This is a genomic window from Streptoverticillium reticulum, from assembly GCF_047456005.1.
Taxonomy (GTDB): domain Bacteria; phylum Actinomycetota; class Actinomycetes; order Streptomycetales; family Streptomycetaceae; genus Streptomyces; species Streptomyces reticulum.
Genome location: NZ_CP179755.1, coordinates 446,421 through 466,789, shown reverse-complemented (window position 1 = coordinate 466,789; position 20,369 = coordinate 446,421). Strand labels below are relative to the sequence as shown.

Here is a 20,369-nt window from a genome sequence, read left to right as displayed (position 1 = left end):
CGACCTCGCAGACGACGAGGCCGGCACCCTCCAAGGCGCGACGGACCGAGCGGTCCGGTACAGGTGCGAGCGCGGTGTCGGCAAGATCGCTGCGCACCTGAACGGCCGTGACTACGTGGATGGATACGAGGATTTCGAGGAGTGACCGCGACTAACTGAGGGCGTCTTCCAGATCAGCAGCGCCATGCACCGGCAACACGTTCTGCGGCGCGAAAGCTCCCATCGGCGACCCGCCGGGACACCTCTTCCCATTCGCGGATCACCCTGCGCTTGCCGTCGGGGATTTGAAGCCATTCCGCACGCGTGACGAGTCTTCCTGCATACCAGGGATCCCAGGAGATGCCGTAGAAAGTGCCGATATCAGGGAGCAGGGTCGTAAGGCAGTGGAGGGTTCGGCGGTGGTACCACTTACTGACAGCCGTGATTTTCAGCCCGGAATCCAGGGCTTCGCGCAGGAACGGCAGCGAGAACTCCACGTTCTGCCAGGTGTTGCTGGACCCGTCCTCGAACCTTATGGCAGCCTCGGGGACATCGCGCTCCATGAGGAGCCTGCGGAACTCCTGACCCTCGATAATTCCGTTGTGGCGGTTGACGCCGCCGGTAGCGATGATCAGCGGCGCCAGTCCTCGGTGATACCGCTCCGCCGCGATATCAACCGGCTGGATCTGATTCGTTCCGAAGAGCAGGTGAGCGGTCGGCTCATCCTCTGGTGGAGGCGCTTCGATGTCCACGAATGCCGTACAGGCGTCGACTTGCTCACTGCTGAGGTGATCGTCGTGCACTTATTCTCCCGTCGGTGCGAGGAGCTGAAGACGGTGCGATGCCTCCAGGTACCGGACGCGGTACTCCTCGGCCTGCTGCGCGTTGGCGAAGTCTCTTTCTAGTGCCCGGTCGAGCTTTCCGGCAAGGGCCAGCGTGGGCCACGCAGGGCGCTTCCCGGCGAGCGCGGCGTGGCCTGCGGAGACGGCTTCGTCAAGGTTCCCGCTACCGGCGTGAGCAAGGCCCAGGATCAGCAGGGCACGGGCGTAGCCGGATGGCTGCTCGCCGCGCTTCCGCGCCTCGTACTGGTAGTGGGTCTGGAGTACCCGGTTCGTTGCCGATACCGACTCCTGGAACTGTCCCAGCAGCAGGAGGGAGGTTGCCGTGTAGGGCGGCTCTTCCGCCGGGGTGATGGAGAAGGCCCCGGTTTCCCTGCTGCCGGGAGCGAGCCGTACCAGTGCCTTCGTGGCGTAACGCCGGGCTGTTTCCGTATGGCTGACGTCGCCGGCCATCGCTGCCGCACGCATTTCCTGTGCGGCCAGCTTGGCGTGAACCGCTGTGCCCATCGCTGTCGCTTCCCGGCCTTTCGACGCCAGGAGGACGGACTGTCGCGGCTGCCCCTGGTAGAAGGCGATCATCGATCGTGTCAGAACAGCCCATCCCGCCAACTCCGGGTGCCGCGCCTCCTGGCTTCTGCGTTCGGCGTCAGCGCACCAGATATGGGCAGCTGCGTGATCTCCTGCATCGCACGCGGCAATGCCGAGCAGGCACGACAGCCAACCGACGGCGAGTGAGATGTCTTTGTGCTGCGGAACCTGCCTGGAGCCTTTGAGGATTTCGCTTGTATATGACCTCACCGCGAAAATCTCGTCGTACGCGGCGTCAGGGGGTGCGGCGCAAATAGCCAAAGAATAGTGATCGATCAGTTCGCTGAGGTTGTCCGCTATGGACCTGGGGCTGTCCTGGTTCACCAGGTCCAGAGCCTCGATAGCGCGTTGCCCTCTGCCCAGGGACAGAGTGGCCAGCGCGGCGGCACTCATCGAGAATAAAGCGCGCCGTTTCATGGAATCGTCCTCCACGCTCACAGGGGTGCCGTACGGGATGTTCCCCGTCAGTGGCATTGTCTCCCCGGCATGTGCGAGGGGCGGCCGAAGATCCAGCTCCAGGACGGCCGCCAGGTGCGGCAGCCACTCGTTGGGCTTCCGCCGTCCGGTCTCCCACCGGTAGACGTCGTTGGCCGTGCAGGTGTCCCAGCCAGAGACGCGATTGAGCTCGTCGGCGAGGTGCTTCTGAGTCCATCCGCGTTTCAGCCGAGCTGCCTTGGTCACAGATCCCAGGTCCGAGGGCGGCATCGTCGGCATGCTTCAACTCTCCTGTCAATCTGCCCCGTTGGCAGAACCGTGGCAGATCGCACGGCAGATGTGCAGAGTGCCGCCCATGCCGTTGAGTCGGCGTAGCCGCCCGGGACCGTCTCCAGGTGGGTTATGTCCCTGGTCCTGGAGATCCCGGACGGCACCCCGACAGCGGCCCCTTGCCTGAACGCGTCCCCCGGAAGGGGGAAGAGGGTCCGCCTCCCTCGAACGAAAGAGGACAAGGTGAGTGCAGCAGCCTCACGGGCGCACCCCGAGAATGCCGCCAGCCGGGAGGCGCGATGAACGCCGGCCTTCCCCCGTGGCTGCACGAGGGCGCAAAGGTCTTCGACCCCGGGGTTGAGAGGGAAGCCATCGTCCAGTTCATCGGGGAGTGGCAGGACCCCTATACCAATCGCCGCTTTCCCAACGCGGTCTTCCTCCGGCCTCCCAGCGGTGGCCGGGAGTGGATCGCCAACAACCCGAGGGTGCTGAGGAAGGCGGACCGGTGAGCGGCCGTCGCGCCCGCGACGACGACCTGATTGACGTCACCCACCCGGCGAAGGCCGTACTCCTGCTCCTCACCGGGGCCCTGAGCGTGGGTGGTGTTGCTCTTGCCGGACACGACGCCCACGGCGCTTCGGCACCGCCACTGACAGCCCGCTGCACGACTGAACCGGCAGGAGGCTCTGCGTGCCTACCCACCGCTTAGCCGTCCGCAACTTCCTGGACGGACCCGCGCTCACCCCTGCGGACCTGACGATGGTCTTCCTCGTCCGCGAGGACGGTGATCGGCCGGACCGGCCCATGCCGACGATTGTCGTCGGTGAGATCCCCAAATCCGTGCATGAGCTGGCCGCCCTCGGAATCCGCTCGGTGAAGATCTTCGCCGGAAGCCGACTGCGCGATGCTCGTGCGTCTCAGTCGGTGTCGTCGCACGGGCTGATGATGCGCGCGATCCGGCAGGTGAAGGAGACAGAGCCGGGTATCGCCGTGATGACGGAGACCTGTCTGTGCTCCCACACCGACACCGGCGAATGCTTCCTGACCAGCTGTGGCGCCCCCGATATCGAGGCCACGGCCGAGGTGCTGGGTGAGCAAGCCGTGGCGCAGGCCGACGCCGGCGCGGACATCGTGGGCCCGGCCGCGATGATCCCCGGCACCACGGCCGCCGTACGGGCAGCACTCGATACGGCGGGGCATACGGATGTGGCGATCATGCCGCATCTGATCTTCAACTCGGCGCTGTACGAGGGCTACCGCACCACCATGGGCGCCGCTCCGGCCTCCGGGCAACGGGCCTTCCAGATCGCCCCGGGGCGAGCGGACCAGGCCGTTCAGACGGGGCTGGGGTTCGTCCGCGAAGGGGCGGACATGCTCCTGCTGGAGCCCGCACTGTTCAGCGTGGACACGCTCCTTCGGCTGCGGAAGCTCTGCGCGGCGGCGCTGATGCCGTTCTCCGTCTCCGGCGAATACCAGCGGCTCACCAGCGACGGAGATGTGCGCCCGCTCGCCGAGGCGTTCACGATGCTCAAGCGGGCCGGGGGCGACCGCATCATCACCTATGGCGCAGTGGAGATCGCCCGCAGGCTCTAGGCGCGGATCCCGGCCAGGATGCCGTCCGCCCCCCGCTTCATCAGTTCCACAGCTACCGCCTGCCCCAGTCCCTCCGGGTCGTCCAGGGGCCCGTTGGCGGTGGCACGGACCTGTTCTTTGCCGTCCAGGGAGGTCACCGTGCCGGACAAGTGCATGCTGTCGCCGCTCGCCGTGGCGTGGGCGCCGACCGGCACGGAACACCCGCCGTGCAGCGCTTCCAGCATCGACCGTTCCGCGCGTACGGCCGAGTCCACGATGGGGTCACCGATGCCGGCCAGCAGTTCCCGCAGGTGCTCGTCTTCGGTGCGGACCTGGATCGCGAGTGCGCCCTGCCCCGGCGACGGCGGGAACGTTGCGACGTCGAGGTGTTCGGAGATCTCGGCGCCGATGCCGAGCCGACCGAGTCCCGCGGCGGCTAGGAGGACTGCGTCAACGGCGCCGGGGCCTTTGATCCGGCCCAAGCGTGGAGGGACGTTGCCGCGGATCGGGACGGTGACGACGTCGGGGCGCAGGGCGCGCAGCTGGGCGATGCGGCGCTGGGCCCCAGTGCCGACGCGGGCCCCGGGCGGCAGGGATGTGAGGGTGTGGCCGCACAGCACGTCCCGGACGTCTTCCCGGGGGCCGGGGACCGGCAGGACCATCAGGCCCGGTGTGGGCTCGGTGGGCAGGTCCTTGAAGGAATGCACGACGACATCGACCTGGCCTGCAAGCAAGGCGCGCTGTTGCTTTCCGGAGAAGGCGGACCCGCTTTCCGTTTTCGCCGCGACCTCGGCGAGCGAAGCCGTCCGGCGGTCCTCGTCACCGCCTTCCAGGATCACGCGCTGCCGGAAGGTGACGTGTGGGAACCGCTCGCGCATCGGCCCCAGCCATTCCCTGACCTGCGCTCGGGCCAGACGACTGGCCCGTGATCCGACAATCACCGTGGTCATAGCGTCAACTCTCCTTCTTCGGAGGGGCGTTGGGCGCACATGCTACTGCGGTTCATCAGTGCCTTTTTCCAACTATTTGTCGGCGCGTTTTCCGACTGATTGTCGGCATTTGAGAACCGGAGGAACAACCATGGTTGAGCACCTGGCAGGCCGGTCGCGAGCCGCGTTCGAGACGTCGCTTCCACACATCACCTCATGGGCTGCCACGCTGATCCGCGATCACCTCGGGCGCGTGCTGCTCCTCCACAAGTCCGGAGCCGGGCCCCGCGCATGGCAGCTCCCCGGCGGTCACCTCGACCACCACGAGTACCCCATCGGGGCCGCGCTCCGGGAACTGACCGAAGAGGCGGGCGTCGCTCCTGGGCGGCGGCTCCGACTGATCGGCCTCGATTTCGCCCTCCCCGCGAACGACTGGACCGGTAATCGTATGGGGTTCTTCTTCGACGGCGGTCGGCTCGAAGTCGAATACATGGACGCTTGCGTCGAGTTGTCCGGCGAGCACGACGACTGGGGGCTGAGGGCGATGGACGACTGGTGCACCTTGATGAAGCCCCCGGACTGGCAACGCATTCAGTACCTGGTCGGTGCGGCCGACAACGACACGGTCGCCTACCTCCACGAGATGGGACAACCCAAGTGAGCAGCACGCCCGAACTGATCCGGATCGGCACCCGCGCGGCACCCATGGCGACCTTCCAGGCCGAACAGGTCGCCGCACTGATCCGCAAGCACGCCCCCGACACACGGACCGAGATCGTCACCCACACCACGGAAGCCGACAAGTGGCAGGGCGACCTGGCGCGGCTCGGCGGCAAGGGCCTCTTTACCAAGGCCATCGACGAGAAGCTCCAGCGCGGACAAGTCGACGTCGCCGTGCACTGTATGAAGGACGTACCAGGCGACCAGCCCTTACCCGAGGGGCTGATCTTCGGCGCGTACCTCCCCCGGGAAGACGTCCACGACGTTGTTCTCTTCCCCAACGGGTCGGACCACAGCAGCCTCGAACACCTGCCCCCGGGCGCGGTCGTCGCTTCCTCCGCCGTTCGCCGCAAAGCCCAGATCCTCCGCGACCGGCCTGACCTTCAGGTGGAGCGCGTACGCGGGCTCGTCGGCAGCCGCGTCGAAAGGCTCGACAAGGGCGCTCACGGCTGGAGCGCCATGGTTCTATCCATGGCCGGCCTGCGACGCCTCGGCCTGGAAGGCCGGGCGGAACAGGTCCTCTCCCTGGAGGAGATGCTCCCTGCCGTGGGGGCCGGGGTCATCGGGGTTGAGTGCCGCCGCGACGACGGCCCCGTGCTGGGGGTGCTCCAGCAGATCAACGACGAGAAGACGATGAAGGAGCTGACGGCCGAGCGCGTCATGCTTCACGGCCTCCGAGGGCACTGCAATTCGCCTATTGCTGGCCGCTGCGTCACCGGCCCCGACGGGCAGCTCGTCTTGCGTGGCATGGTCTTCAGCCGTGAAGGCGCACACTTCGCGCACGCCCAGCTCTGGGGAGAAGACGGCAACGACCCCGCAGTCCTGGGCGCACGGGTCTGTGCCGAGCTTCTTCGACAGGGAGCCCGTGACCTGATCATGGGCATCCCTCACTGAATGAGCACGCGGCGACCCCCGGCTCGCCACTCAGGCCAGGGGTCGCCGTACCGGACTTAACCCGGCAATCTGGCGCGCGACAGCCGCGTCAGACCCTGGGCTCTTCTGGCGGAGCAATGCTCTTTGCCGCTTCGTCTGTCCATGGAGGCGTCGAGCAGTCAGCTATCGGCATTTTCCCGACCCTCCCGGCGGAAAACTTGCCCCTGAGGACTCACTGTGGGAACCGTAGAGGACAGGGCCCTTTCTCTCCCGTACCCCACGGCCGCGACCCCCACGGCAAGTGCGCCGAGCAGCACGGCCGGCAGGGCCAGCCAGGGCGGCGGGCCGAACTGAAGGACCGCACCGCCCAGCGCGCCGCTCACGGCCATGCCCAGGTAGAGCACGGAACTGTGCAGGGCGACGGCCAGGGGACCGCCCGAGCCCGCGAGGAACAGCAGCCGGTGCTGCTGGGGGACGACGTACATCCAGGCGGTGAGCCCCCAGCAGCACATCGCCGCCGCCGCGGCCGGCAGGCTCCGGCACCACCAGGGCAGCAGCGCCAGGTCCGCGGTCATCCCGCCGACCGCGAGCAGCAGCGTGATCCGGCTGCCGAACCGGTCCGTGGCCCAGCCTGCCACCGCGTTGCCGACGAGCGCGCCCAGGCCGAAGACGAGCAGGAGCGCGGCGAGCACGCCGGCCCGGGCCCCGGTGGCGGGTGCCAGGGCGGTCCCGATGTAGGTGTAGACCACCTGTTCCGAGGTGACGGTGAACAGCGAGACCACGAGCACGGCGAGGACCGCGGGGTTCCTGAGCCCGGCGAAGCGCTCGGCGAGCGTGTACCGGGGGCCCGGCGGCAGGGCCGGCAGCCATGCCGCCACGCCGAGGAGTGCCGCCAGGCCGAGCACGGCCACACCGCCGAGCGTGGCCCGCCAGCCGAGTGTCCCCGCCGCCAGGGTGCCCAGGGGGACGCCGAGTGCGGTGGCGGTGGTGATCCCGCCGATCACGGCGGCCAGGGCCTTCGCCCGGTGGCGGGGCGGCACCAGGTCCGCGGCCGCCGCCGAGGCCGCGGGCGTGAAGCCGGCCGCACCGGCGGCCGCCACGATCCGGCCGAGCACGACCAGCCCGTAGCCGGGGGCGACGGCGGTCAGCGCGTTCCCGGCGGTGAACACCGCCAGCGCCGCGGCCAGTGCGCTCCGGCGGGAGAGCGAGGCGGTGAGCGAGGAGACGACCGGAGCGGACAGGGCGTACACGGCGGCGAACACGGTGACCAGCTGGCCCGCCGCACCGACCGTGACATCGAGGTCCCGGGCCAGGTCCGGCAGGACCCCGGCGATCACATAGGCGTCCGTGCCGATGGTGAACGCGGCGGCGGTGAGGATCCACAGGACGGGTGGCACAGGCTTCTCCGGGGTGGGGCTGGCATCAGCGGAGGGCGAAGCGCCGCGGGGCCGCGCGTCGGCCCTCGACGACGTCGCAGACGAACTCTCCCCAGGCGGGGCCGTGTTTGAAGCCGTGCCCGGAGTCGCCGCCGACGATCCAGACGTCGGAGCGGCCCGGATAGCGGTCCAGGAGGAAGTGCTCGTCGGCGGTGAGCGCGTACGAGCACACCTCGCGGTGGGTGACGGGCGAGTCGGCGAGGTCGGGCAGGCGGGCACGGACGTAGGTGCGGAGTGCTTCCGGGTCCTCGGCGGGAACGGGGTCGGCCGGGGCGCCGGGGGGCGTCTCCACGTCGGGGACGACCTTGACGCCGTGGGTTCCCACGGCGGGGATGCCGTAGCAGCCGTGGGCCCGGTCCAGCCAGGCCGGTTGGCCGGCGCCCGCCGCCCAGGGGCCCTCCGGTGGCAGGTACCAGCTGTCCTGCCGCACCGGGCGGACGGTGGTCAGTCCGGGGAAGAGCGCGGGCAGCGCGGTGCCGACGGCCCAGACGGTGAGGTCGGCGCGGCAGGGCTCGCCCTCGACGACGGCGGTGCCGCCGTCGGGGCGGGCCGCGGCCCTGAGCAGCACGGCGCTCCGCTCGACGGCGGATTCCGCGAGTGCGGTCACCGCCTGCCGGGCCAGGAGCACCCCGGCCTCCGGCTCGAACAGGGCCGTGCCGTCGGAGAGTTCGAAGCCGTTGGCGAAACCGGGGAAGCGGCGACTCATGGCTCCCCCCGGCAGGACGTCGGCGGGGACGGCCAGGCGGGCGAGGTGCGCGGCGGCGGCCCGCTCCCAGGCGTCGTCGTCCGGCGGGCCGAGGGTGAGCACCCCCGTCGGGAGCAGGAGCCGGCGGCCGGACTCCCGTTCCAGCGCCCGCCAGGTGGCCGTTGCCCGGTGGGCCAGCTCGGTGTACCAGGGTTCGGCGCCGTGCGCGCAGCGCAGGATGCGGGTCTCGGCGCTCGAAGGGCCCTGCGTTCCCGGCTCGTTGGGGTCGACGACCCGTACGGACCAGGAGCGCAGGGCGAGTGCGCGGGCGACGGAGAGGCCGAAGACGCCTGCTCCGACGACCAGGGCCGTTCTGCTCACGTGCAGGTCACCACGGCCTCGTCACGAGGGAGCCCCCCGAGGAGTCCCGTCACGGCTTCATGATCCGCTCTTCGAGGTCGGCCGGCAGCGTCTCGAAGAAGCGGGCCCCGGTCTCGACGCGCTGTCCGGCGGCGGGCGGGCGCACGCCGTCCCAGTGCGGGGTGCCGGTCTCGCCGAGCGCGGTCCACAGCTGTTCGGCGAACTCCGGCATGACCGGGTGGGCGAGCTGGGCCAGCAGGCGGGCGGCGGCGGCCTCCGCGGCGAGCGCTCCGGCGGTGCGCCCCGCGTCGCGCGTGCGGCTCTGGGCGGCGTCGAAGTCCTGTGCGCAGGTGACGAGTTCGCACAGCAGCCGGGTGGCGCGGCGGGGCGAGAAGGCGGCGGGGGAGTAGGCCTCCAGGCACTGCTCGGCGATGCCCTCCAGCAGGCGAAGGAACCGCTCCTGGGAGGGCAGCGGAGCACCGGCGGGTATCGCGCCGTCGGCCTGGGTGGCGAGCCGGGTGAACAGCCCGGTGAGCCAGGACTGCCAGCGCCCGGCGAGCTCCTGGTCGGCCAGCTCGTGGAAGCGGCTCCAGGTGAAGGACGTCCGCTCGTTCTCGGGCCGGTCGTGGGCGAGGACGAACCGCGCGGTGCTCGCGGGGACCGCGGCCAGCAGGTCGTTGGCCCAGATGGCGTGGCGCCTGCTGGTGGAGAACTTGGACGCACCCAGCTGGTAGAACTCGTTGGTCACCAGCGCCTTGGGCAGCTGGAAGTCGGGGTCGTAGGCCATGAGCAGGGCGGGCTGCAGCAGGGCGTGGAAGTAGCCGTTGTCGAAGCCGAAGTACTGGGCGATCTCCGTGTCCGGGTGGTTCCAGACCGTGCGCCACTCCTCGGGGTCCCGGCCCGCCGCGCGCAGCGCCTCGGCCAGCTCCGCGAAGTAGCCGGGCATCATCTCGGCCCAGACGTAGATGCGGTGGTCCTCGAAGCCGGGGACGGGCATGGGCAGGCCCCAGTCGGTGGGGTGGCCGACCGGGATGTCGGGCAGCCCCCGGTCGATCATGTCGGCGCACAGCGCCTCCAGTTGGGGGCTCATCGCGGTGGCCGCGTGGAAGGCGCGCAGCCGCTCGGCGTACTCGCTGAGCGGGAAGACCAGCCGCTCGACGGCGCGTTCCACGGGCCGGCCGCCGCACGCGTTGCACACGGGGGCGACCAGGTCGGTGACCCGGTTGGGCAGGGCGCAGTTCTCGCACGAGTTGCCGTCGCTGCCGGCGCCGCAGTGCGGGCACTTGCCGGTGAGGTGCGCCTCGAAGAGGTAACGGTCGCAGTCGGCGCAGAACAGGGCCTGTTCGGTGCGGACCTGCAGCGCTCCCCGGGCGTGGAGGCGGGCGAAGAACTCGCGGACGAGGGCGGTGTGCAGCTCCGAGCGCCAGGGCCGGACGTAGACGTCGGGGGCGAAGCCGGCCGAGTCGAAGATGCGGGCGATCTCGTCGGCGAAGCCCTCCGCCATCTCCAGCGGGTCGCCGCCGTCGCGCCGGGCCTTGGTCGGCACGTAGCTCTGGTGGAGGTCGGAGCCGGTGAGGAACAGGCCCTCCCCGCCGAGGAGTCGGTGGGCCCGGATCCTGATGTCCGCGCCCGAGTACGGGCCCGACAGATGGCCGAGGTGGAGGTCGCCGTTGGGGGTGGGAGGCGCTGCGGTGACCAGGGTGAAGGAGGGCATGTGGGCTCCGGTCGGAAGCGGGGTGCCGGGGCGCGTGCGGCCCGGGTCGGCACAGGGTGGATCAGAGGTCGATCGGTCCGTGCGGGACGGGCCAGTACACCGAGAGGAAGACCAGCCGCTCGGTGTCGCCGGCGTTGCGCACGTGGTGCAGGCTGCCGGCCGGCAGGAGGGCGGTGACCTCGGGTCCGACCTCGCACTCCTCGTCGTCGACGGTGAGGACGCCGTGCCCGGAGAGGAACACGAACATCTCGTGGTCGTCGTGGCTGTGCGGCTCGGTGGCTCCTCCGGGCTCGACGACGGCGCGGCCGACGCCCCAGGGGGCCAGCTCCTCCCCGCCGTGGGGGTAGATCTGCTGGAAGCGGATGCCGTAGGCGTCGACGAGCTGGTCGTCGCCCGTTTTTCTGATCAGCATGGCTGCTCCGGGTTCTCGGGTGGGACGGGATGCGGTGCTCCCCCGGCTACTGCTGGGGGAGCACCCAGGCCCAGGCGGCGGTCAGGTGCGGGCGGCGGAACCGGCCGCGCGGCCGGACGCGCCGGCGCCGGACGGGCCGGGGACCGGGGGGATCCCGAAGGTGGTGAAGGCGGTCCGGGACGGCAGACGGTGGACCTCCCGGCCGGTCAGCGCGTTGAGGATGACCGCCGAGCGCCAGGCCGCGAGCCCGAGGTCCGGTGCGCCGACGCCGTGAGTGTGCCGCTCGGCGTTCTGGACGAAGACCGAGCCGCGGACGGGGCCGTCGAGGACGAGCCGCTGGTCGGCGTCGACCTCCGGCCGTCCGGCGGAGTCCCGCACCAGGAACGGGTCGAGGCCGCGCAGGAGGGCGTCGGCGGGACGCTCGGCGTAGCCGGTGGCGAGGACGACCGCGTCGGTCACGAGGGTCTCGCGGCCGCCCTCCTGGGTGTGCTCCAGCTCCAGCTCGATGCGGCCGTCCAGGCCGCGGGCGCCGACGACGCCCGTCGCGGGGCGCAGGACGGCGTCGGGCCAGCCGCCGCCGATGGTGCGCCGGTACAGCTCGTCGTGGATGTCGCCGAGGGTGTCCCCGCTGACCCCCTTGTACAGCTGCCACTGCGCGGGCAGCAGTGCGTCGCGGGTCCGCTCGGGCAGGCGGTGGAAGTAGCGGGTGTAGTCGGGGGTGAACTGCTCCAGGCCCAGCTTGGAGTACTCCATGGGCGCGAAGGCGGGGGAGCGGCTGATCCACTGGATGCCCTCGGCGCCGGCCGGGCGGGCGCGCAGCAGGTCGAGGAAGACCTCGGCGCCGGACTGTCCCGAACCGACGACGGTGATGTGCCGTTTGGCGAGCAGGTCCTGACGGTACGTCAGGTAGTCGGCGGAGTGCAGGGCCGTGACTGCCGCGTCGGCCGCGAGGGGACGGAACACTGCAGGAACGGAGGGCTCCGTTCCGATGCCGAGGGCGAGGTTCCGGGTGAACTCCCGGCCCGCCGACACCTCTTCGCCGCCCGCGCTCTCGTAGGTGTAGTCGACGGCGAACGCCTGGCGCCCCTCGTCCCAGGCGACCGCGTCGACCTGGTGGCCGAAGCGGCAGTGGGGCAGCGCCTCGGCGGCCCACCGGCAGTAGGCGTCGTACTCGGCCCGGTCGATGTGGAACTTCTCGGCGAAGTAGAACGGGAAGAGCCGCTCGGTGGCCTTGAGGTAACCGAGGAACGACCAGGGGCTGGCGGGATCGACCAGGCTCACGAGGTCGGCCAGGAAGGGGACTTGGAGCGTGGTGCCCTCGATCAGGAGGCCGGGATGCCAGCGGAACTCGTGGTTCCGGTCGAAGAACGCGGCGCGCAGGCCGGGGACCCCGTCGGCCAGTGCGGCGAGCGAGAGGTTGAACGGGCCGACTCCCACGCCCAGGAGGTCGAGCGGCTCCGCCGCGGGGTGTGTTTCTGTCGTCATCCCCGTACTTTCGTCATCAAGGCGTCATAAGGCGGGTTCCGTTCGCACACCCTTGCGCAGTCGCGTCCCAATGGCAAGCGTTCCACGGTTACTTGATCAAATACTGGTTCCCTGCGGGGTCCCTGCGGGTTCCGCCCCGGGTGATCAGGACCTCCCTTGCCAAAACGCCCCCGGTGCAGGCAGTCTGACGCTCGTCTTCGAACGGTTCGTTCGAGTCGCACCGATGAGAAAGCCGCGATATGACCGAGCAGGCGCCGAACGTGCCGCCCGACGTCCTTCCCGAGGTCCTTCCCGAGACCGAACGCACCCGGCACCGGCGCCTGCGCGAGCAGGGCAGCCACAGCCGTGCCGACCTCGACGCCGTCCTGCAGGCCGGATTCCTGTGCCACCTCGGCGTGGTGGTCGACGGCACCCCGATGGTGGTGCCCACCGTGTACGGGGCCACCGCCGGAACGCTCTACTTCCACGGCTCGGTCGCCAGCCGCAGCCTGGTCGCCTCGCCGCAGGCGCCCGTCTGCGTGACCGTCACCCACGTCGACGGCCTGGTGCTCGCCCGTTCCGTCTTCGAGCACGGCGTCAACTACCGCAGCGCCATGGTCTACGGCGTGCCCCGGCTCGTCACCGACCCCGAGGAGAAGCTCGCCGGCCTGCGCCGCCTCACCGAGCACGTCACTCCCGGCCAGTGGGACTACGCGCGCCGGCCCAGCCGCAAGGAACTCGCCGCGACCTCCCTGCTCGCGCTGGATCTGGCGGAGGCCTCGATGAAGATCCGCACCGGACCGCCGGACGACGGTGACGGCCCCGACGCCGAACTCGGCCTCTGGGCTGGTGTCCTGCCGCTCCGTCAGCACTGGGGCGCGCTGGAGCCGGACCCGGCGCTGGCCGACGGCATTGGTGCCCCCTCCCACCTCACCGACCGGGAACACAGGCCGTTCTAGGGCGTTGCGCCCCTTACGGGCCGGGGCCTCGGGAACGTCGACTGCGGGCGCGTCGTGGCTGGTCGCGCCCACGCGGCGGAGCCGCATATGTCAACAGCCCCGCGCCCCTACGGGGCGCAGACCCTGCCCCGCAAACTCGCACCTCAGCTCACCGGGCGCCCACCCCTGCCCGGATTCCCAGGAGTTACCGCGATGACCCTCGCCACCGGCACCCCCCGCGACACCCGGGACGCCGTCCTGCACCGCCAGCACAGCCGCGAGTCCGCCGCGCGGACCTATGCGCGCACGTTCCCCATCGTCCCGGTCCGCGCCGACGGCATGACGGTGGAAGGCGCGGACGGCCGCCGCTACCTCGACTGCCTCTCCGGCGCGGGGACCCTGGCCCTCGGCCACAACCACCCCGTGGTGCTCGACGCCCTCCGGCGCACCCTCGACAGCGGGGCCCCGCTCCACGTGCTCGACCTGGCCACTGCCGAGAAGGACGACTACACCGGCGCCCTCTTCGAGAACCTGCCCCGGGACTTCGCCGAGAGCGCCAAGGTGCACTTCTGCGGCCCCGCCGGCACGGACGCCGTCGAAGCCGCCCTGAAGCTGACCCAGACCGCCACCGGCCGCCGCGGCGTGCTCGCCTTCACCGGCGCCTACCACGGCATGACCGCCGGCGCGCTCGCCGCGACCGGCAACGTCGCCGTGAAGCAACCGCTGCCCACCGGCGGCGAAGTGACCCGCCTGCCCTACCCCTACGCCTACCGCTGCCCCTTCGGCGTCGGCGGCGAACGCGGCGCCGAACTGTCGGCCGCCTACGTGGAGCGGCTGCTGGACGACCCGTCCGGCGGCGTCCTGCCGCCCGCCGCCATGATCCTCGAAGCGGTCCAGGGCGAAGGCGGCGTCATCCCTGCCCCCGACGGCTGGCTGCGCGAGATGCGGCGGATCACCGCCGAGCGCGGCATCCCCCTCATCGTCGACGAGGTCCAGACCGGGGCCGGGCGCACGGGCGCGATGTGGGCCGTCGAGCACAGCGGGATCGTGCCCGACGTCATGGTGCTCTCCAAGGCCATCGGCGGCAGCCTGCCCATGGCGGTCGTCGTCTACCACGAGGACTACGACGGCTGGCAGCCCGGAGCGCACACCGGCACCTTCCGCGGCAACACCCTCGCCATGGCGGCCGGCGCCGCGACCCTGCGGCACATCGCCGCGGCCGGCCTGGCCGAGCGCGCCGCGGTCGTCGGCGCCCGGATGACGGAACGGCTGACGGCCTTGCGCGGCGAACTCCCCGTGATCGGCGACGTCCGCGGACGAGGCCTGATGATCGGCGTCGAGCTCGTCGACCCCAGCGGCACGCCGGACACCTGCGGCGCGCACCCCGCCGCCCCGGAGCTCGCCGCCCGGGTCCGCGCAGGCTGCCTCGCCCGCGGCCTCATCGTCGAACTCGGCGGCCGGCACGACGCCGTACTCCGCCTGCTGCCGCCCCTGACCATCACCGACGAGCAGGCCGAGGCGGTCCTGGACCGCCTGGCGGACGCGATCGCCGAGGCCTCCGCAGCCACGACGGGCGGCCGGCCGTGACCGCACACGCTCACCAGGGCACCCCCGACGCCGCGGCGCTGGCCGGAGGCGTCGACGGGCCCGACGCCCTGCGGCCCCTGCTCGCCGCCGTCCTCGACTCCCTCGCCGAGGGAGCGGTGCGGCGTGACGGGCCGCTGCCGGCGGGCGGCCCCGCCGGCGTGGCCGCCCAGGTGGCCGACTCCCTTGCTGAGCTGGGAGACCAGGGAGATCAGGGAGTTAAGGACGCCCTCGCGCACCTCACCAACCTGCTCGCCCGCGGCAGCGCCGACCCCGCCGACCCGGCCTGCGCCGCCCACCTGCACTGCCCGCCGCTCGCCGTGGCCGTCGCCGCCGACCTGGCCGTCAGCGCGCTCAACCCCTCCCAGGACTCCTGGGACCAGGCACCCGCCGCGACCGAACTGGAAAGGGTGCTGGTGCGGGAGCTCGCCGCCCTGGTCGGCTACGACCCGGCGCAGGCCGCGGGCGTGGTGACCTCCGGCGGCACCGAGTCCAACCTGATGGGCCTGATGCTCGCCCGCGACCGGGAACTGACCCGCGAGAGCGGCCGCCCGACCGAACTGGCGGGCGTGCCCAGTCATCTGACGCCCCGTCTCTTCGCCTCCGCCGCCGCGCACTTCTCCGTGCAGCGGGCGGCCGCGGTGCTCGGCCTCGGCGAGGCGGCGGTGGTCTCCGTCCCCGTCGACGCCGACCTGCGCATGGACCCCGACGCGCTGGAGCAGTGCCTCAAGCACGCCGTCGCGGAGGGCGAGATCCCGGTGGCGGTCGTGGCGACGGCGGGCACCACCGACACCGGCGGCATCGACCCGCTGCCGCGCATCGCCGATCTCGCCGCCGAGTACGGCGCCTGGCTGCACGTGGACGCCGCCTACGGCGGCGGCGCCCTGCTGTCCGACCGCCTGGCCCCCCTGCTCGACGGCCTGGGACGGGCCGACTCCGTCTCCCTGGACTGGCACAAGCTGGGCTGGCAGCCGGCCCCGGCCGGGGTGTTCCTGGTCCGCCGGGCCGAGACGTACGCCCCGCTGGCGCGGCGGGCCGTCTACCTCAACCCCGCCGACGACGAGGAGGCCGGCTACCCCAGCCTGCTGGGACTGTCCCTGCGCACCACCCGCCGCCCCGACGCCTTCAAGATCCTGGCGACGCTGCGGACGCTGGGCAGATCCGGCCTGGGCCGGCTCGTCGACGCCTGCCACGACCTCGCCCGGCACGCGGCCGCGACGATCGAGGAGCATCCGGCGCTCGAACTGCACACGGCCCCCGTGCTCACCACCGTCGTCTTCCGCTACCGGCCGGCCTCCGCCGACCCTGCCGGGGCCGACAAGATCAACGCCGCGCTGCGACGGCGCCTGCTGCACGAGGGCCGGGCCGTGGTCGGCCGCACCGAACTCCCCGGCGAGGGCCCCGGCCGGGTACGGCTGAAGCTCACCCTGCTCAACCCGCACACCACACCGGCCGGGGTGGACGCCCTGCTGCACACGGTCGTCGCGGCCGGGAAGGCAGAGGAGGCCGAGGTGCCGAGGTTCGACCAGGGCCTGTCCGACGGGTCAGCACGGACCCCGTGATGCGCGTTGGAGGCCGCCATTTCTTCTGCCGTGCGGAGTGAGTGACTCCGGCACCGGATGCCGTGGGGCCTAGAACGTGTTCGATGGGTCCGGCGATTGGCCGTGGGTGTCCTGCCGTTGCGTGGTGCCCCACTCCCACATGCTGCGCACCACCGGCTCCAGTGCCCGGCCCTGCGGCGTCAGTGTGTAGCGGACTCGTGGGGGCCAGCCGGGGGTGCGGTGGCGCTCGATCACGCCCGCGCCGGTCAACTGGGCCAGCCGGTCGGAGAGGACCTTGTCCGAGAGAGCGGGCAGGGCGGCGGACAGCTCCGAGTACGTGGCCTGGCCACGGCGCAGGAACTCGCGGAGCACCAGGGGCGTCCATCGGCCGGCCAGCGCGGCGAGGGTGATGTCCACGGGGCAGAACGGCTGGCGGCCTGGCGGAACAAGGTCGCTGTCGGGACAGTCCGCCAGCGGGCCGTGGTCACCCGGCCATGTGTGTCCAACCGTTTGGTGAGTCACGACAGCCCTTTCTAACGTCCCGTGTGAACAGTCCGCCTGCTCCTCTCGGGGGTCCTCATGCGCATCCATCACCTGAACTGCGGTTCTCTCCGGAAGATTCCCCCGCTCGGCGGGGAACGCCGCACAGGCGCCGCGCCCGGCCAACTGGCCACCGTGTGCCACTGCCTGCTCATCGAGACGGACTCGGACGGGCTGGTCCTGGTCGACACCGGTCTTGGTACTGCCGACCGGCGCGACCCCGAAGGGACACTGGGCGCGGACTGGGTGGCCTACGCCCAGCCCGCACGGGACCCCGAGGAGAGTGCGCTGCAGCAGATCATCCACCTCGGCTACGCACCGCAGGACGTGCGGCACATCGTGCTCACCCACCTGCACCGCGACCACACCGGGGGGCTGCCGGACTTCCCCCGCGCACGGGTGCACGTGCACCCTGCCGAGTACCGGGCCGTCACCGACCCCGACAGCCCGCACCACCAGCACAGTCTCGACCGCTTCATGCCGGCGCACCGGGCGCACGGACCGCTGCTGACACCCGCCGTCGCGGAGGACGGTGCGCAGTGGTTCGGCTTCCCGGGCGTGGCCCGTCCGCAGGGACTGGCCTGCGAGTTGCTGCTGGTGCCGCTGCCGGGCCACTCGGCGGGCCACTCGGGCGTCGCCGTGCGCGACGATGCCGGAAGGTGGCTCCTGCACGCGGGAGACGCGTACATGTACCACGGCGAGATCGAGCAGACCCCGCCGCTGTCCCACCCCGCCTTCGCCCCGGTCCAACACGGAGCACAGACCGACATCGAGGCCCGCGTCGCCACACGCGACCGGCTGCACGCCCTCCACCGCGACCACGGAGACCAGGTCACCGTCTTCAGCGCGCACGATCCCTGGGAACTCGCCCGCTTCACCACGCCCACAAGTGCGTGATCCCCCGGGAGACCGTCAACGGGGCCTACTGAATGTCAGAGTGGCCAACGAGGTCAGGGCTCAGGCCGAGATGCCGGCACTGCCCCGCACCCGTCACGCCGCGCCGAACACCACCGCCGAATTCTGGCCTCCGAAGCCGAAGTTCTGCTTGACGGCGACGCCGATCGAGGCGGGCCGGCCCACGATGGGGGTGTAGTCCAGGTCGCAGTCGGGATCGGGGTGATCCAGGTTCGCGGTGGGTGGCACGTACTTCTCGCGCATGGCGAGCAGCACGCCGACGCTCTCCAGCACCCCGCTCGCGCCGCACGCGTGGCCGATGACCGATTTCGGCGCCGTGATCGCCACGTGCCGCGCGTGCGCGCCGAAGGCGCGCTTGATGGCCGCGGTCTCCGCCCGGTCGCCCTGCGGCGTCGCCGTTCCGTGCGCGCTGACCAGGTCGACGGCATCGGTGCCGAGCCCGGCGTCGGCGCAGGCCAGTTCGATGGTCCTGGCCGCCACCGCGCCGTCCGCCCGGGGAGCCAGCGGATGGTGGGCGTCGCAGGTGGACGCGGCGCCGAGCACCTCGCCGTGGACGGTCGCGCCGCGCCGCAGCGCGGAACGTTCGGACTCCAGCACGAGCACGGCGGCGCCCTCGGCCGGCACCATGCCGTCACGGTCGCGGTCGAAGGGCCGGGACGCGCGGGCGGCCTCTGCCGCCGGGCGCCGGGAGAGCACGTCCAGCAGGGAGAACGGCGCGAGGCACGGCACGTCCAGCCAGCTCTCCACGCCGCCGACGAGGGCCACGTCGGCGGTGCCGTCGCGCACCGCGCGCATTCCGGCCCCGATGGCGTCCGTCGAGGAGGCACAGGCGGTCGAGAGGGTGAGCACCGGCCCGGTGACGCCCAGTTCCTGGGCGATCAGCCCGGCGGCCTGGTTGGGCAGCAGACGGAGCAGACCGAGCCGGTTCATCTGCGACCACCCGCTGCGGCGCAGCACCGTCACGAGCTGCGCGGTCTCGTCGAGCCCGCCGCCACCGGTGCCGACGTACAGCGCCCCCGGCGCACTGTGCAGCCGTGCGTCCGCCCGGGCCTTGACCGCCGCGGCGAACAGCAGCTGCTGAAAGCGCGAGGTACGGCGGACCTGCGGGGCGGACAGGTAGTCCCGGGGGTCGAACCCCTCGATCACACCGCCGACATGGCACGGAAACGGTTCCTCGAGGTCCAGCGCCGAAAGCGCGGGGCGTCCTGCGGACAGGGCGTCCCACAGCGCGTCCGGTGTGGAGCCCGCGCACGACTCGACGCCGATGCCGGTCACCAGCACGCGGTGACGCACGGCTTCGGTCATCGCAGCGTCCCCGCCATCGCGTCGGCCACGTCCCCGACCGTGCGCAGGTCGGCGATGCGGATGTCGGTGTCCGCCAGGTCGACCCCGAATTCCTGCTCCAGCACGGCGATCAGCTCGAGCGCCTCCATGGAGTCGAGCCCCAGCACCGGCCGGCCGGGATCATCGGAGTAGAAGAGGGCCGATTCGCGGGATATCGCCGTTCGTGATGCGCCCAGCTCCGGCCGGATTTCGATGATGGCCCGGGTCACCACGTTCAACACCTCGGTCATGAGGCATTCCTTTCGTCAACTCTTTCGGGTCTTTCGGGTCTTCAGGTGTTCAGGGCCGGACGGCGGAGAAGTAGACGCAGCGCCGCGTGATGGTGAACGGGGCGCGCTCGTATTGCTGTTCCAGCGTCTCGGCGAGCAGTTCCGCAGCGGTGACCCTGTCGATCCCGGGCAGTGCGGCGGTGGCGAACATCGGGGTCGCGCACAATGCGGTGAGAAAGCGCGGGCCGAGGGTGAACTCCCGCTCGGTGGTGACCAAGTCGGTGAATCCCGCCGCGCCGAGGGCGGCCCGGTAGTCCGCGGCACTCCTGCGCAGCCCCGAGGGCCGGCCGCCACCCGAGCGGGCCAGAGGGAACCCGCGCTTCCGGGCGGTGCTGCGGGCCGTGCCGACCAGCTCGGCGTACAGCGGCAGGTCGGCGGCGGTCTCCGCGCCCGCGTAGAAGGCGGAGTTGAACACCAGACGGCCGCCACCGGCGAGGACCTGACCGATCGCGCCGAGCGCCTCGCCGAGGTCGGGGACCAGGTGAATGCAGTTCGCCAGTACGACGGTGCCGAAGGCGTCCGGTGGGAACAGCCGGGAGACCGAGGCCGCGTCCCCCGTGACGAACCGGGCCCGGTCGGCCAGCCGGGCCCGTGCCGCGTCGAGCAGGCCCGGATCGGGATCGACCCCGACCAGGGACATGTCCGGGTCGCGCAGCAGCAGTTGCTCGCTGACCGCTCCGTCCCCGCAGCCCAGGTCGAGGACGGTCCGCCCGGAGCCGACCGGGACCAGGTCGAGCAGCATACCGTTCAACTCGGCGTATTCCGGGTCACGACGCAGCGCGGCGTATTCCGTGGACGGCTGTTCACCTGCCCCGTCCCGGGAGGAGGCGGAACCGGTGTCTGCTCGTGCTTGTTCACTCATGAATTATCCTCCGGCGGAACGAATGACGGAGGCTGACGCTAGCAGCGCATTCCATGGGCAACAAGCGGGGTTTCATTGCCACTTCATCGTGGCCGGATAG

General features: G+C 71.4%; 20 protein-coding genes. 8 read left to right on the top strand and 12 right to left on the bottom strand.

Annotation, left to right across the window (positions count from 1 at the left end; translation table 11 throughout):
• Nucleotides 1-173: 173 nt before the first annotated feature.
• Complete coding sequence (locus ACMATS_RS02135) at nt 174-782, bottom strand: YdcF family protein (protein WP_414166645.1); 609 nt, start codon at nt 780-782, stop codon at nt 174-176.
• Entirely contained in the window at nt 783-2,120 is a 1,338-nt protein-coding gene (locus tag ACMATS_RS02130; protein ID WP_414166644.1) for a helix-turn-helix domain-containing protein, read from the bottom strand.
• 290 nt (nt 2,121-2,410) lie between these two features.
• Between ACMATS_RS02130 and ACMATS_RS02125 the strand changes: the two genes are divergently transcribed.
• Complete coding sequence (locus ACMATS_RS02125) at nt 2,411-2,620, top strand: hypothetical protein (protein WP_390780558.1); 210 nt, start codon at nt 2,411-2,413, stop codon at nt 2,618-2,620.
• Between the two features lie 181 nt (nt 2,621-2,801).
• Nucleotides 2,802-3,704 (top strand): hypothetical protein, encoded by a 903-nt coding sequence (locus tag ACMATS_RS02120; RefSeq protein ID WP_390780559.1) that lies wholly within the window; start codon nt 2,802-2,804, stop codon nt 3,702-3,704.
• Here the strand turns inward: ACMATS_RS02120 and hemC (ACMATS_RS02115) are convergent.
• Entirely contained in the window at nt 3,701-4,633 is a 933-nt protein-coding gene (gene hemC / locus ACMATS_RS02115) for a hydroxymethylbilane synthase (RefSeq protein ID WP_414166643.1), read from the bottom strand. The genes ACMATS_RS02120 and hemC (ACMATS_RS02115) overlap by 4 nt on opposite strands.
• A 130-nt stretch (nt 4,634-4,763) precedes the next feature.
• On the opposite strand from hemC (ACMATS_RS02115), the gene ACMATS_RS02110 reads away from it, so the two are divergent.
• On the top strand, nt 4,764-5,273 hold the full coding sequence (locus tag ACMATS_RS02110; protein ID WP_390780561.1) for an NUDIX hydrolase: 510 nt from the start codon (nt 4,764-4,766) through the stop codon (nt 5,271-5,273).
• Nucleotides 5,270-6,226, top strand: coding sequence for a hydroxymethylbilane synthase (gene hemC, locus ACMATS_RS02105; protein ID WP_414166642.1), 957 nt, complete (start codon nt 5,270-5,272; stop codon nt 6,224-6,226). The genes ACMATS_RS02110 and hemC (ACMATS_RS02105) overlap by 4 nt, the downstream gene beginning before the upstream one ends.
• 158 nt (nt 6,227-6,384) lie before the next feature.
• Here hemC (ACMATS_RS02105) and ACMATS_RS02100 read toward each other — a convergent pair whose 3' ends face one another.
• The 5 genes from ACMATS_RS02100 to ACMATS_RS02080 all read right to left on the bottom strand — a co-directional run bounded on the left by ACMATS_RS02100 (nt 6,385) and on the right by ACMATS_RS02080 (nt 12,297).
• Entirely contained in the window at nt 6,385-7,602 is a 1,218-nt protein-coding gene (locus tag ACMATS_RS02100; RefSeq protein ID WP_414166641.1) for an MFS transporter, read from the bottom strand.
• Nucleotides 7,603-7,627: 25 nt separating this feature from the next.
• Entirely contained in the window at nt 7,628-8,707 is a 1,080-nt protein-coding gene (locus ACMATS_RS02095) for an FAD-dependent oxidoreductase (protein WP_391151971.1), read from the bottom strand.
• Between the two features lie 49 nt (nt 8,708-8,756).
• Nucleotides 8,757-10,400 carry a methionine--tRNA ligase gene (locus ACMATS_RS02090; RefSeq protein WP_414166640.1) on the bottom strand — a complete coding sequence of 548 codons (1,644 nt, stop codon included), beginning with the start codon at nt 10,398-10,400 and terminating at the stop codon, nt 8,757-8,759.
• A 61-nt stretch (nt 10,401-10,461) separates the two neighbouring features.
• Nucleotides 10,462-10,812 carry a cupin domain-containing protein gene (locus tag ACMATS_RS02085; RefSeq protein ID WP_390780566.1) on the bottom strand — a complete coding sequence of 117 codons (351 nt, stop codon included), beginning with the start codon at nt 10,810-10,812 and terminating at the stop codon, nt 10,462-10,464.
• Between the two features lie 81 nt (nt 10,813-10,893).
• The gene (locus tag ACMATS_RS02080; protein ID WP_414166639.1) at nt 10,894-12,297 is read right to left on the bottom strand and encodes a lysine N(6)-hydroxylase/L-ornithine N(5)-oxygenase family protein; all 1,404 of its coding nucleotides are present in this window, start codon (nt 12,295-12,297) and stop codon (nt 10,894-10,896) included.
• Between the two features lie 239 nt (nt 12,298-12,536).
• On the opposite strand from ACMATS_RS02080, the gene ACMATS_RS02075 reads away from it, so the two are divergent.
• The 3 genes from ACMATS_RS02075 to ACMATS_RS02065 all read left to right on the top strand — a co-directional run bounded on the left by ACMATS_RS02075 (nt 12,537) and on the right by ACMATS_RS02065 (nt 16,360).
• Nucleotides 12,537-13,235, top strand: a complete 699-nt coding sequence (locus ACMATS_RS02075) for a pyridoxamine 5'-phosphate oxidase family protein (protein WP_414166638.1) — start codon at nt 12,537-12,539, stop codon at nt 13,233-13,235.
• Between the two features lie 192 nt (nt 13,236-13,427).
• The gene (locus ACMATS_RS02070) at nt 13,428-14,801 is read left to right on the top strand and encodes a diaminobutyrate--2-oxoglutarate transaminase (RefSeq protein ID WP_414166637.1); all 1,374 of its coding nucleotides are present in this window, start codon (nt 13,428-13,430) and stop codon (nt 14,799-14,801) included.
• Complete coding sequence (locus tag ACMATS_RS02065) at nt 14,798-16,360, top strand: pyridoxal phosphate-dependent decarboxylase family protein (RefSeq protein WP_414166636.1); 1,563 nt, start codon at nt 14,798-14,800, stop codon at nt 16,358-16,360. The genes ACMATS_RS02070 and ACMATS_RS02065 overlap by 4 nt, the downstream gene beginning before the upstream one ends.
• Nucleotides 16,361-16,429: 69 nt before the next feature.
• Here the strand turns inward: ACMATS_RS02065 and ACMATS_RS02060 are convergent, their stop codons facing one another.
• Entirely contained in the window at nt 16,430-16,756 is a 327-nt protein-coding gene (locus ACMATS_RS02060) for a winged helix-turn-helix transcriptional regulator (protein WP_414166635.1), read from the bottom strand.
• A 162-nt stretch (nt 16,757-16,918) separates the two neighbouring features.
• Here ACMATS_RS02060 and ACMATS_RS02055 point away from each other — a divergent pair, with 162 nt between their 5' ends.
• Complete coding sequence (locus ACMATS_RS02055; protein WP_414166634.1) at nt 16,919-17,776, top strand: MBL fold metallo-hydrolase; 858 nt, start codon at nt 16,919-16,921, stop codon at nt 17,774-17,776.
• 93 nt (nt 17,777-17,869) lie between these two features.
• Here ACMATS_RS02055 and ACMATS_RS02050 read toward each other — a convergent pair whose 3' ends face one another.
• Genes ACMATS_RS02050 through ACMATS_RS02040 form a run of 3 tightly spaced genes read right to left on the bottom strand, consistent with a single transcriptional unit; the run spans nt 17,870 to nt 20,269 of the window.
• Complete coding sequence (locus ACMATS_RS02050; protein ID WP_414166633.1) at nt 17,870-19,099, bottom strand: beta-ketoacyl-[acyl-carrier-protein] synthase family protein; 1,230 nt, start codon at nt 19,097-19,099, stop codon at nt 17,870-17,872.
• Complete coding sequence (locus ACMATS_RS02045) at nt 19,096-19,368, bottom strand: acyl carrier protein (RefSeq protein WP_414166632.1); 273 nt, start codon at nt 19,366-19,368, stop codon at nt 19,096-19,098. The genes ACMATS_RS02050 and ACMATS_RS02045 overlap by 4 nt, the downstream gene beginning before the upstream one ends.
• A gap of 49 nt (nt 19,369-19,417) precedes the next feature.
• Entirely contained in the window at nt 19,418-20,269 is an 852-nt protein-coding gene (locus ACMATS_RS02040) for a class I SAM-dependent methyltransferase (RefSeq protein WP_414166631.1), read from the bottom strand.
• Nucleotides 20,270-20,369: the final 100 nt, after the last annotated feature.